This is a genomic window from Microbacterium fluvii (assembly GCF_025515205.1).
GTDB classification, from domain to species: Bacteria; Actinomycetota; Actinomycetes; order Actinomycetales; family Microbacteriaceae; genus Microbacterium; species Microbacterium fluvii.
The window spans coordinates 1,271,125-1,281,818 of sequence record NZ_JAOPFX010000001.1 but is presented as its reverse complement, the minus strand read 5'-3'; the positions used below and the strand labels follow the sequence as shown (position 1 = coordinate 1,281,818).

General features: G+C 71.4%; 13 protein-coding genes. 7 read left to right on the top strand and 6 right to left on the bottom strand.

What is annotated here, in order from left to right; genetic code table 11:
• Positions 1–4: 4 nt before the first annotated feature.
• Positions 5–463: a DUF3515 domain-containing protein gene (locus OAW74_RS05900; protein ID WP_262873384.1), complete on the bottom strand. Its 459-nt coding sequence runs from the start codon at positions 461–463 to the stop codon at positions 5–7.
• A gap of 22 nt (positions 464–485) precedes the next feature.
• Between OAW74_RS05900 and thiL the strand changes: the two genes are divergently transcribed.
• Positions 486–1,478, top strand: a complete 993-nt coding sequence (gene thiL, locus OAW74_RS05895; RefSeq protein ID WP_262873383.1) for a thiamine-phosphate kinase — start codon at positions 486–488, stop codon at positions 1,476–1,478.
• On the opposite strand, the gene rsmD is transcribed toward thiL, so the two are convergent.
• Together rsmD and OAW74_RS05885 are read right to left on the bottom strand one after the other, a co-directional pair.
• Positions 1,451–2,026, bottom strand: a complete 576-nt coding sequence (rsmD, locus tag OAW74_RS05890; protein ID WP_262873382.1) for a 16S rRNA (guanine(966)-N(2))-methyltransferase RsmD — start codon at positions 2,024–2,026, stop codon at positions 1,451–1,453. The two genes, thiL and rsmD, sit on opposite strands and share 28 nt — an antisense overlap.
• A 21-nt stretch (positions 2,027–2,047) precedes the next feature.
• Positions 2,048–2,626 carry a 1-acyl-sn-glycerol-3-phosphate acyltransferase gene (locus OAW74_RS05885; RefSeq protein WP_262873381.1) on the bottom strand — a complete coding sequence of 193 codons (579 nt, stop codon included), beginning with the start codon at positions 2,624–2,626 and terminating at the stop codon, positions 2,048–2,050.
• Between the two features lie 75 nt (positions 2,627–2,701).
• On the opposite strand from OAW74_RS05885, the gene OAW74_RS05880 reads away from it, so the two are divergent.
• The 6 genes from OAW74_RS05880 to mutM all read left to right on the top strand — a co-directional run bounded on the left by OAW74_RS05880 (position 2,702) and on the right by mutM (position 7,810).
• Positions 2,702–4,858, top strand: a complete 2,157-nt coding sequence (locus tag OAW74_RS05880) for an ATP-dependent DNA helicase RecG (RefSeq protein WP_262873380.1) — start codon at positions 2,702–2,704, stop codon at positions 4,856–4,858.
• Positions 4,859–4,884: 26 nt separating this feature from the next.
• A complete protein-coding gene (gene coaD / locus OAW74_RS05875) occupies positions 4,885–5,382 on the top strand; it encodes a pantetheine-phosphate adenylyltransferase (RefSeq protein ID WP_262873379.1) in 498 nt (165 codons plus the stop codon).
• Between the two features lie 64 nt (positions 5,383–5,446).
• Entirely contained in the window at positions 5,447–5,962 is a 516-nt protein-coding gene (locus OAW74_RS05870) for a YceD family protein (protein ID WP_262873931.1), read from the top strand.
• A 39-nt stretch (positions 5,963–6,001) separates the two neighbouring features.
• On the top strand, positions 6,002–6,211 hold the full coding sequence (rpmF, locus tag OAW74_RS05865; RefSeq protein WP_050721097.1) for a 50S ribosomal protein L32: 210 nt from the start codon (positions 6,002–6,004) through the stop codon (positions 6,209–6,211).
• A gap of 14 nt (positions 6,212–6,225) precedes the next feature.
• Positions 6,226–6,918, top strand: coding sequence for a ribonuclease III (rnc, locus tag OAW74_RS05860; RefSeq protein WP_262873378.1), 693 nt, complete (start codon positions 6,226–6,228; stop codon positions 6,916–6,918).
• Positions 6,911–7,810: a bifunctional DNA-formamidopyrimidine glycosylase/DNA-(apurinic or apyrimidinic site) lyase gene (gene mutM, locus OAW74_RS05855; RefSeq protein WP_262873377.1), complete on the top strand. Its 900-nt coding sequence runs from the start codon at positions 6,911–6,913 to the stop codon at positions 7,808–7,810. The genes rnc and mutM overlap by 8 nt, the downstream gene beginning before the upstream one ends.
• Here the strand turns inward: mutM and OAW74_RS05850 are convergent.
• The 3 genes from OAW74_RS05850 to OAW74_RS05840 are packed head-to-tail and all read right to left on the bottom strand — an operon-like array spanning position 7,803 to position 10,317.
• Positions 7,803–8,897 carry a GNAT family N-acetyltransferase gene (locus tag OAW74_RS05850; protein WP_262873376.1) on the bottom strand — a complete coding sequence of 365 codons (1,095 nt, stop codon included), beginning with the start codon at positions 8,895–8,897 and terminating at the stop codon, positions 7,803–7,805. The genes mutM and OAW74_RS05850 overlap by 8 nt on opposite strands.
• Positions 8,894–9,976 carry a GNAT family N-acetyltransferase gene (locus OAW74_RS05845; protein WP_262873375.1) on the bottom strand — a complete coding sequence of 361 codons (1,083 nt, stop codon included), beginning with the start codon at positions 9,974–9,976 and terminating at the stop codon, positions 8,894–8,896. The genes OAW74_RS05850 and OAW74_RS05845 overlap by 4 nt, the downstream gene beginning before the upstream one ends.
• 56 nt (positions 9,977–10,032) lie before the next feature.
• Positions 10,033–10,317: a hypothetical protein gene (locus OAW74_RS05840; protein ID WP_262873374.1), complete on the bottom strand. Its 285-nt coding sequence runs from the start codon at positions 10,315–10,317 to the stop codon at positions 10,033–10,035.
• Positions 10,318–10,694: the final 377 nt, after the last annotated feature.

The window sequence follows — 10,694 nt, the reverse complement described above, 5'->3', positions numbered from 1 at the left end:
CCGGTCAGCCGCGCTCGGTGCAGGGCGAGCCGTCGGTCGGCAGCGTCTTGACCGCGGCGGACAGGCCGGAGAGGGCACCCTGACCCGACGCCACGTCGTAGTCGAGGTAGACCTCGACCGCCGGCACCCGGCCGAACGTCGTGAAGCGGTAGTTCGGCGCATCGGTGTCGTCGACGATCCAATCCACGCCGTCGACGGTCTGGCACGGAAGCGTCGTGGGTCCAGGAGGCTCGACGCCGCAGGAGAGGATGATCGCCGTCGGCTCGCCCCAGGCTCCCGTCGCCTGGGCATCCGTCCAGCGTCGCGGCTGTCCGTCGAGCGTGTCGGGCAGCCGCACCGTGACGTCGGCGCATTCGGCGGCGTTCGCATCCGCAGCCGGCGTCAGCGAGACCGTCGTCGCACATCCCGTGAGGGTGGCTGCGAGCGCCGCGGCCAGCACGAGGGCGAGGGATCGGCGGGGCACCCCTCCAGGCTAACCTGGCTGGATGACCCCCGACGCCGCCGACCCGACGGTCTCGGCGCTCACCGAGCGAGAGCTGCTCGCGGCGATCCTCACGCGTTTGGGTCCGGGGCGGGCGCTCGTCGGCGCCGGTGACGACGCCGCCGTGCTCGCCGCGCCGGGCGAGCGCATCGTCGCCTCGGTCGACACGCTCGTCGAGGGCCCCGACTTCAGGCTGGCGTGGTCGAGCGGATTCGACCTGGGCTGGAAGTCCGCCGCCGTCAATCTCGCCGACATCGCGGCGATGGGCGCATCGCCCACGGCGCTGCTGGTCGCCCTCACGCTGCCCCCGCAGACGCGGCTGTCGTTCGTGCTCGCGATCGCCGACGGTCTGCGTGGGGCCTGCGCCGCGCTCGCGCCGGAGTGCGCCGTCGAGGGCGGAGACCTCACCGTCTCGCGCACGCTCACGGTCGCCGTGACGGCGCTGGGCACCCTCGCCGCGTCCGCGCCGGTGGTGCGTTCGGGCGCCCGCGCCGGCGACGTGCTGGCGCTGTGCGGCGACGCCGGCATCGCCGCACGCGGTCTCGCGATCCTCTTCGACCGCTGGGCGGATGCCGACGGCACCGCGCGCCCGACAGCCGGGCTCGACGAGCTCGATGCGGCGGAGCGGCATGCCGTGTCGCGGCAGCTGCGACCGCATCCGCCGATCGCGGCAGGCGTCGTGGCGGCACGCAGCGGCGCGACCGCGATGATGGACGTCTCCGACGGGCTCGCCCTCGACGCGTCGCGCCTGGCCGCAGCCTCCGGCGTGACGGTCGACATCGATTCGGCGCTCCTGGGCGGCGACGAGTTCGCGCTCGCCGGCGGCGAGGACCACGCGCTGCTGGCGGCCTTCCCGCCCACCGCGGCGCTGCCAGACGGCTTCCGCGCCATCGGCGCCGTGGTGCCCGCGGCCGAAGGACCTGTGCGGGTCGACGGAGTCGTCTTCTCGGGCCGGGGCGGCTGGGATCCTTACCGCTCTGAGCCGGCGGCGGGCTGAGACCACCACAGCGTCGTGTCGCCGTAGCGGCGGTCTCGAACGGCGACAAGTCCCGCCGGGAGCGCCGGCGGCCCCGAGCGCGTCGCGCGTTCGACGACGACGGTCGCCTCCGGGGCGAGCAGCGGAACGAGCGCTTCGAGCGCGGCCGCCAGCTCGGCCTGCGGCAGATCGTACGGCGGGTCGAGCACGACGAGGTCGAAGGGCCCTCGCGCCGCCTTCAGATAGGCGTCGCAGGCGCTCCGGTGCACGCGCACCTGCGCGTCGCCGCCCATCGCGCGCAGCACCTTGGCCGCGTTGCGCTGGGCGATCGCGGCCGCCTTCTGCCCCTTCTCGACGAGATCGGCCGACGCGGCGCCGCGGCTGACGGCCTCGAGCCCCAGCGCGCCCGACCCGGCGTAGAGGTCGAGCACGGCCGCTCCGCGCAGGGCGTCCGCCGACTCGAGGGCGCCGAAGAGCGACTCGCGCACACGATCGCTCGTCGGGCGGGTGCCGGCGTCGGGCACCTCGAGTGAGATCGAGCCGGCGCGGCCCGCGATGATGCGTGTCACGCTCTCACGATAGCCGCGGCGTCAGACCGCGGCCGCGTCCTCTTCGCGCAGTCGCGGCTCGGTGCGGTATTCGGGCCGCAGCCCCGACTTGTCGGCGTAGAAGGCGCGGATGACGTCCATGTCGGCGCGCACGTCGCCGGTGAGGCGGATCGTGGGACCGAGGCCCGTCGTCATCGTCGTGCGGTCGACGTAGCCGAGGGTGACATCGAGCCCCGCCTCGCGCGCGATGCGGTAGAAGCCGCTCTTCCAGTAGCTGCCCGCGCCACGCGTGCCCTCGGGGGTCACGACCAGTCCGAACGTCTCGCCGGAGCGGATGCGGGCGACGACGTCGCCGACGACCCGCGACGGGTCGTCGCGGTCGACGGGGATGCCGCCCAGAGCCCGCATGACGGGCCCCGCCCAGCCGGCGAACAGGCTCTTCTTGCCGAGCCAGCGCATGGGGATGCCCAGGCGCCAGGCGATGCCGAGCATGAGCACGAAGTCCCAGTTGGAGGTGTGCGGCACGCCCAACAGCACCGTCGGGCGATCGGGGGCGGGTTCGGTCTTGAGCGTCCACCGGCTGCACGCCCAGTAGACGCGGGCGAGGAGCCGGCGGATCATCAGGCCAGCGTAAGCCAGCCGGCTATGCGTCGGCGGTGAGGCCAAGGTGTCGGCGCGCCGACCTAGACTCGTCGCATGCCGGAGTGGACCCTACGCACGCGCCTGGACGGCGCCGTCGGGGGCAAGACGGCGACCGCGCTCGAGAAGGCGTTCGGCATGCGCACCGTGGGCGATCTGCTGCAGCACTACCCCCGCCGCTACGCGAAGCGGGGCGAGCTGACCCAGATCTCGTCGCTGCCGGTGGGGGAGCAGGTCACGATCGTGGCCGAGGTCAAACGCGCCGGCGAGCGGCGCATGCAGAACCGCAGGGGCACGCTGCAGGAGCTCGTGATCAGCGACGGCCACGGCGACCTCTCGCTCACCTTCTTCAACCAGCCGTGGCGGCTCAAAGACCTCACCCCTGGCCGCCGCGGCATCTTCGCCGGAAAGGTCGGGGAGTACCGGGGCGCCAAGCAGCTCGCGCACCCCGACTACGAACTGTTCGACGACGAGGCCACCGCCGTGCTGACAGCGCAGGCCAACGCCCACCTGCCTATCCCGATCTATCCCGCCACCGCCTCGGTGCCCAGCTTCACGATCGCCAAGACCGTCGCGTTCGTGCTCGACGGTCTCGGACCGATCGACGATCCGCTGCCCTCGCTCTTCCGCGAGCGGCACGGCCTCATCGATGCGCGCACCGCGATCGAGCGCATCCACCGCCCTGCCTTCGACGACGAGATGGCCCCTGCGCGCGACACGCTGCGCATGCACGAGGCGTTCGTGCTGCAGACGGCGCTGCTGCAGCAGCGGCAGTTCGTGCGCGCGCTGTCGGCGACCGCGCGCCCGGCCGGCAGCATCCTGGAGCGCTTCGATGCGGCACTGCCGTTCGAACGCACCCCCGATCAGGTCGCCGTCGGCGCCCAGATCGCCCACGACCTCGAGGGCGACTGGCCGATGAACCGGCTGGTGCAGGGCGAGGTCGGCTCGGGCAAGACGCTCGTGGCGCTGCGGGCGATGCTGCAGGTCGCCCAGAGCGGCGGGCAGTCGGCCCTCATCGCACCCACCGAGGTGCTCGCCGCGCAGCACGTGCGCTCGATCGCGCGGATGCTGGGGCCTCGGCTCGCACCTGAGCTCATGCCGACACTCCTGACGGGACAGCTGCCGGCGGCCGAGCGCCGCAAGGCCGCCCTGCGCGCCGCCTCCGGGCAGTCGCTCATCGTGGTGGGCACCCACGCTCTGCTCAGCGAGGCGACGACCTTCGCCGATCTCGGCCTCGTCGTCGTCGACGAGCAGCACCGATTCGGCGTCGAGCAGCGCGAGTCGCTGCGGGCGAAGGGGTCGGCGCCGCACGCCCTCGTGCTGACGGCGACGCCGATCCCGCGCACGGTGGCGATGACCGTGTTCGGCGACCTCGACGTGTCGACGATCCGCACGATGCCCACCGGCCGCGCCAGCATCCAGAGCTTCGTGGCACCGCTCGCCGAGCGCCCGAACTGGTTCGGCCGGGTCTGGGAGCGCATCGCAGAAGAGGTCGGCGCGGGTCACCAGGCGTTCGTCGTCTGCGCGGCGATCGACGCCGAGGCTGCCGCCGGCGACGACGCCGACACCGCGCCACCCGTCGAGGGAGAAGCCAAGAAGCCCCGCTGGGGCGTGGTGCAGGCCGCGCACCTGGCCTCTCAGCTGCCCTCGTTCGCCGGCATCCGCCTCGCGATGCTGCACGGCAAGATGCCCTCCGACGAGAAAGACGGCGTCATGCAGGCGTTCTCGCGCGGCGAGATCGATGTGCTCGTGGCGACGACCGTCGTCGAAGTCGGCGTCGATGTGCCCAATGCCTCCACCATGGCGATCCTCGAGGCCGACCGGTTCGGCGTCTCGCAGCTGCATCAGCTGCGAGGCCGAGTGGGCCGGGGGAGCGTGCCAGGGCTCTGTCTGCTCGTGACCGAGGCCGCCCCCGGCACCCCCGCACGAGCGCGGGTCGAGGCCGTCGCGGCCACTCTCGACGGGTTCGAGCTGGCCGAGGTGGACCTCGAGCTGCGCGGGGAGGGCGATGTGCTCGGCGATGCGCAGTCGGGAGCGCGGTCGTCGCTCAAGCTGCTGCGCGTCGTCAAAGACGCCGACATCATCGCCGAGGCCAGAGCCGAGGCGGAGCGCGTGCTCGCCGAAGACCCGACGCTGCTCCAGCACACCGGACTGGCCGACGCCATCGAGCGCAGGGTGGGCCGTGAGGAACGGGCGGCGCTGGCCAAGAACTGAGGCGGCGCGCGGATAGGCTGAGACGTATGAACAGTCGGATCGCCGTCGTCCCGGGGTCTTTCGATCCGCCGACCCTCGGTCACCTCGACGTCATCCGCCGGGCTGCACGCCTGTACGACACCCTGCATGTGCTGGTGGTGCACAACCCGGGCAAAGAGGCCATGCTGCCGATCGCGCAGCGTCTGTCGCTGCTGGAGCAGTCGATCGCCGACAGCGACATCGACGGCGAGGTCGTCGTCGCGTCGTGGAGCATGGGTCTGCTCGTCGACTACGTCACCGACGTGGGCGCCGGTGTGCTGGTCAAGGGCATCCGCTCCCAGGTCGACGTGGCGTACGAGACTCCGATGGCGATCGTGAACCGCCACCTGGCCGACGTCGAGACCGTGTTCCTGCTGCCCGACCCCGCACATGCCCTCGTGTCGAGTTCGCTCGTGCGCCAGGTGGCCTCGCTCGGCGGCGACGTGTCGCCGTTCGTCCCCGCCGCCGTCGCCCGCTTTCTCGACACCGGCGCCCGCGGCATCTGACACCGGCCGCGCACGGCCGCTGCACAGTCGCGCGCGGGTACGATTGACCACCGTGAGAAGACACATCTCGGGCCCCTTCGTGCTGAGCGCCCACGACATCGTGCGTCACCCCGGCGAGATGCGCGAGTTCGAGATCGACGTGCCCACCCCCGAGAAATGGGGCGAGGGACTCGTGGCCGTCGACGCCGGCGAGGAGGTGCAGCTCGACGTGCGACTCGAGTCGGTGCACGAGGGCATCCTCGTGTCGGGAACGGCCCTCTCGCACTATCGCGGCGTCTGCGGAAGATGCCTGACCGACATCGACGCGCCTGTCGAAGTCGAGTTTCAGGAGCTTTTCGCGTATCCTGGGGAGGAAGCAACTGACTTCGAGGTTCAAGACGACCACGTGGATCTTGAAACTCTGGTCAGGGATGCGATGGTCCTGTCGCTTCCGTTTCAGCCGGTGTGTCAGCCGGATTGCCCCGGCCTCGATCCGGTCACGGGCGAGCGACTGACCGAGAGCACCGGAACCCCGCAGCCCCAGCAGGTCGATTCGCGCTGGGCCGCGCTCCAGGACTACACCACAGACCACGACGGCTGAGCGCCCTGCGCCCGGCCGCGAGACAGAAGAGAGCAAGCCATGGCAGGTAACCCCCCGAAGCGGAAGGTCTCCCGCTCCAACACGCGTTCGCGTCGTGCGCAGTGGAAGGCCGAGGCCCCCGCGCTGGTCAAGACCGTCGAGAACGGCAAGGTCGTCTACAGCCGTCCCCACCAGGCCAAGGTCGTCACCGACTCGCAGGGCACCGAGCTGTTCCTGGAGTACAAGGGCCGCAAGGTCGCCGACGTCTGATCCCGGCCGGGATCGTGACCGACGTCACCTCTGAGCGCACGGCGCTCACCGACAAGCTCGGAGTCGACATCGACTCCGAGCTTCTGTCGCTTGCGCTCACGCATCGCTCGTACGCCTACGAGAACGGGCACCTCCCGCACAACGAGCGGCTCGAGTTCCTCGGCGACTCGGTGCTCGGCCAGGCTGTGACGGTTCGCCTGTACACGCGCCACCCCGACCTCGACGAGGGAGCCCTCGCCAAGCGTCGCGCCGCTGTCGTGTCGACCGTCGCGCTGGCCGAGGTGGCCCGCGGCATCGGGCTCGGCGCTCACGTGCTGCTCGGCCGCGGCGAAGAGCTGACCGGTGGACGCGACAAGGACTCGATCCTCGCCGACACCACCGAGGCGCTGATCGGCGCCACCTATCTGTCGGCGGGGCCCGACGCGGCGACCGCCCTCGTGCTGCGCCTCGTGCAGCCGCTGCTCGATGACCCCGAGCGCTACGGCGCGGCGATGGACCCGAAGACGGCGCTGCAAGAGCTCACCGCCGCGATGTCGGCGCCGGCTCCCGCCTACGAGGTCACCGCGACCGGGCCCGATCACAGCCGTGAGTTCACCGCGACGGTCGCCGCCGGCGACATCGTGGGCACCGGAGTCGGCACCAGCAAGAAGCAGGCCGAGGGCGCGGCCGCCCTCGCCGCCTGGCGCCTGCTCAGCGGACGTGCCTGAGCTTCCCGAGGTCGAGGTCGTCCGCGCCGGCCTCGAACCCGCCGTCACGGACGCCCTCATCACCGGCGTGACCGTGCTCGACGGGCGCGCGCTCACGCGCCACGGCGCCGGACCCGCCGACTTCGAGGCGGCCCTCACCGGCCGCGTCATCCGCTCCGCCGTGCGGCGGGGCAAATTCCTCTGGCTGCCGTTGACCGCGACAGAGCCGACCGAGGCGATCATCGGCCACCTCGGCATGAGCGGACAGCTGCTGCTGCGACAGGCCGGCAGCCCGCAGGAGCCGCACGAGCGCATCCGCATCGAGCTGCAGCATCCGCTGCACGGTGAGCTGTCGATCCTGTTCCGCGACCAGCGCACGTTCGGCTCGCTGGCCCTCGACACGCTCGTGCCGACGGCGGATGCCGCACCCGGCGGCCGCGGCGACGCCCTCGCGGCCGTGCCCACGCAGGTGTCGCACATCGCGCGCGACCCGCTCGACCCCGCGTTCGACGACCGCTGGTTCCGCAGAGCCCTCGCACGCAGGCGCTCGGCCGTCAAGCGCGTGCTGCTCGACCAGACCGTGGCGAGCGGCATCGGCAACATCTACGCCGACGAGGCGCTGTGGGCCGCGCGCCTGCACCCTGGGACGCCGGCCGACACGCTTCCGACGCGTCGCGTGACACGGCTGCTGGCCGAGGTGCGTGCTGTGCTCGAGAAGGCACTGGCCGAAGGCGGCACGAGCTTCGACGCCCAGTACGTCAACGTCAACGGCCAGGCCGGTTACTTCGCGCACTCGCTCAACGCCTACGGTCGCCCCGGACAGCCCTGCCCCCGATGCGGGCGGCCCATCGTTCGGGTCGAGTTCATGAACCGCTCGAGCCACTACTGCCCGCACTGCCAGCGCCTCAGCTGATCGGCGCCGCCGTCTTCTGCCACGCGCCCGCGAGGGCGGCCGGCACGAACCCCATCGCCTCGTTGACGTCGAGCATGTGGCGGTTCTCTTCCGCGTTGAAGGTCGACACCAGGGGTGAGCGGGGGGCGATCTCGCTCCAGCGCAGCAGGTTGGCGCACTTGACGAGCATTCCCAGGCGCCTGCCCCGATGCTCGCGCACCACGAGGGTGCCCCACTGATGAGTGGCGCCCGTGGGGTCGTCTCCGATCGTCAGCTCGGTGTAGGCCACGATGCGGCCCGTCGCCACGTGCTGGGCACAGGCGACCGACACGGTCAGACCGCTGTCGATCAGACGCCTGTCACGTCGGCGCACGCGGTGGGCGTCCCACACCTCCTCGGCCTGCAGCATGCCCGCCATCGGCACATCGGTCGACATGCGCGAGATCGCGAAGGCGAAGCCGTCGAGGTGCTCGGAGGGTGTGGGGAGGGTCCAGGTCAGCACCCGATAGTCGGCTCCCGCCGCTTCACGCGCCGTCTGCAGCATGCGCTCGATCGCCTCGCGAGAGCCGGGCAGGTCGAGCACGCTGTTGCGCTCGACCTGCTCGAGCCGATAGCCGGCCGCGCGCATGAGCCTGGTCTGCCTGTCGTCGGCCGGAACACCGCCCCAGCCGCTTTCCGGCGCGATGACGCGGGCGACAGCATCCGCGCGATGCAGCGTGTAGGTCTGCAGCGCCGTACGCCCCAGCGCTGCGGCCTCGCATTCGACCTGCCGCACCAGCTCGTCTTCGACACCCTCGCCCCACCGTCGCGGATCGACGATGATGTCGAACTCGACATTGCGGGCGTCTGCTTCGGTGGGAATCTGCAGCACGGCCACGCCGAGCACTTCGCCGTCGCGGCGCACCGCGAAACCGGTGTGTCGCCGATCGGCGGTGTCGTGCCACGACGGCAGCATCTCGCCCGGGGTCGTGTCGAAGTGCGCGTGGCCGGTGTCGTGACGGCACATCGCGTTGCTCAGGCGGGCGATGGCCGCGAACGGCTCTGCCTGCGCGTCGGCGAGCGACGGTGGAACCCCGATCCGCTCCACCTCGAGTGTGGCGGGCGTCATGTCAGCACCTTCTTCCATGCGCCCTCGTAGGCGATCGGCACGAACCCGATCGCCTCGTTGATGTCGAGCATCGGCCGGTTCTCCTCGGCGTTGTAGGTGAGCACGCGCGGAGAGTCGGGCACGAGCTCCCGCCACGACAGCAGCCCCGCGCATTTGACGAGCGTGCCGAGCTTGTGGCCGCGATGCTCGCGCAGCACGAGGGTGTCTTCCTGATGCGACGCCTCGGTGCGGTCGACACCCACGACGAGCTCGTTGAAGGCGCAGAGCTCACCGGTCGCGACATGCTGCGCGGCGGTGACCAGCAGCAGCCGCCCCGGGTCGGTGTAGCGCGCGTCGTGGCGCGCGACGCGCTCGGCGTCCCACACCTCTTCGTCGAACTCCATCCCCGCGGCGGGTGCGTCGGTGTTCATCCTCGATTTCATCCAGGCGTAGCCCTCGGCGAGCTCCGGCGGCGTCGGCGGCGACCACTGCACGATCCTGTAACCGCCCGCGGCGTGTTCGGCCTCCGCGAGAAGGCGCCGAACGGTGTCGAACGAGCCGGTGAGGTCGAATGCGCTGTTGCGCTCCACCTGCTCCAGCGCGTAGCCGTTGCGCAGGTAGAACCGCGCCGCGCGGTCTTCGGGGATCGCGCCGAATCCCGTGGGGGGACTCAGCTGACGGCCGGCGGCTGCCGGATGCTGCGCCCAGGACTGCAGCACGGTTCGACCGTGCTCGCGCGCCACCTTCTCGACGAGCTCGTAGGCGCGTGCGCCGATGCCTCGGCCCTGCACGCGCCGCAGCAGCTCGACGATCCAGTATGCCGAGCGCGATCCGGGGTGCCGGGGGATGTCGACGCCGATGCGGCCGACGACCTCCTGGTCTGCCACGACGATCCAGACGAAGCGGTCTTCGTCAGGATCGGCCTGATAGTGGGGGAGCAGTTCGGCGGGCGAGATCGATTCGTCGCCGTGACCGGCGATCTCGCGGTAGATCTCGTTGCGCGCGCGAACCATGGCGATGAAGTCGGCCGCGTCGTCGGCATCGACGGCGGCGGGAATGGTGAGCGGGCGGAACTCCGCCTCGGTGACGGTGGTGGGCATGGTGGCCTCTCCTCGTGGGTGGGTCCGTCCGGGGGCGGAATGCGCCCCCGGACGGGTCAGATGCGTGACAGATGCAGAAGCTGCTCCTGCAGCTGCGCGCTCTCGCGGGTGTCTCTGGCGCGCTCGTTGTCGCGCCTTCGCGTGTGCTCGGCGTAGCGGTCGTGCTGCGGATCGTGCTCGGCGCGCTCGTCGATGCGACGGGCGCTGCGCAGCAGCAGCCACAGACCGAGGCGCAGCGAGAGGCGGTCGCTCAGCGCGATGCGATCGGATTCGAGCGGGATCGGCGCGGTGATGCGCCGGGCCAGATCGAGCGACCGGGTCTGGGTCGTGGTGTCGTCCATGGTCTCTTCCGGATGGTGTCGGATGGTGTGCGGTTGCGGGTGGGCGTGCATGTGCACGCCGATGCGGGGTGGCCTGAGGCGGCGGCGCGGCTCATCGAGCGGCGGCGTGCGCGGAGCTGGAGATGCCGGCCGCGGCGCGCAGACACGAACGCCGTGCGGCGGGCAGAGTGCTCCGGCGACCCGATCAGGCGGCGGTGGGAGTGATCCCCGCGAAGCAGCGGGTCACCGGAGCGACTGCGCCCATCGGCGCGGTTGTCGGCAGAGCGCCGAGAGTCATGTGCAGCATCGGTGACCTCCTTTCGTGCTTCGGATGCGGGTAGTGACGCTAGTCCCCTTTCTCCGCGCCGTCAAGTGGGGAAGGCCGCGGTCGCATCGAG

Bases quoted from the DNA above. Each gene is read 5' to 3' on its own strand.
- OAW74_RS05885 (WP_262873381.1), bottom strand. From the start codon at position 2,626: ATGATCCGCCGGCTCCTCGCCCGCGTCTACTGGGCGTGCAGCCGGTGG.
- rpmF (WP_050721097.1), top strand. From the start codon at position 6,002: ATGGCAGGTAACCCCCCGAAGCGGAAGGTCTCCCGCTCCAACACGCGT.
- coaD (WP_262873379.1), top strand. From the start codon at position 4,885: ATGAACAGTCGGATCGCCGTCGTCCCGGGGTCTTTCGATCCGCCGACC.
- OAW74_RS05845 (WP_262873375.1), bottom strand. From the start codon at position 9,976: ATGCCCACCACCGTCACCGAGGCGGAGTTCCGCCCGCTCACCATTCCC.
- OAW74_RS05840 (WP_262873374.1), bottom strand. From the start codon at position 10,317: ATGGACGACACCACGACCCAGACCCGGTCGCTCGATCTGGCCCGGCGC.
- thiL (WP_262873383.1), top strand. From the start codon at position 486: ATGACCCCCGACGCCGCCGACCCGACGGTCTCGGCGCTCACCGAGCGA.
- OAW74_RS05880 (WP_262873380.1), top strand. From the start codon at position 2,702: ATGCCGGAGTGGACCCTACGCACGCGCCTGGACGGCGCCGTCGGGGGC.
- OAW74_RS05850 (WP_262873376.1), bottom strand. From the start codon at position 8,897: ATGACGCCCGCCACACTCGAGGTGGAGCGGATCGGGGTTCCACCGTCG.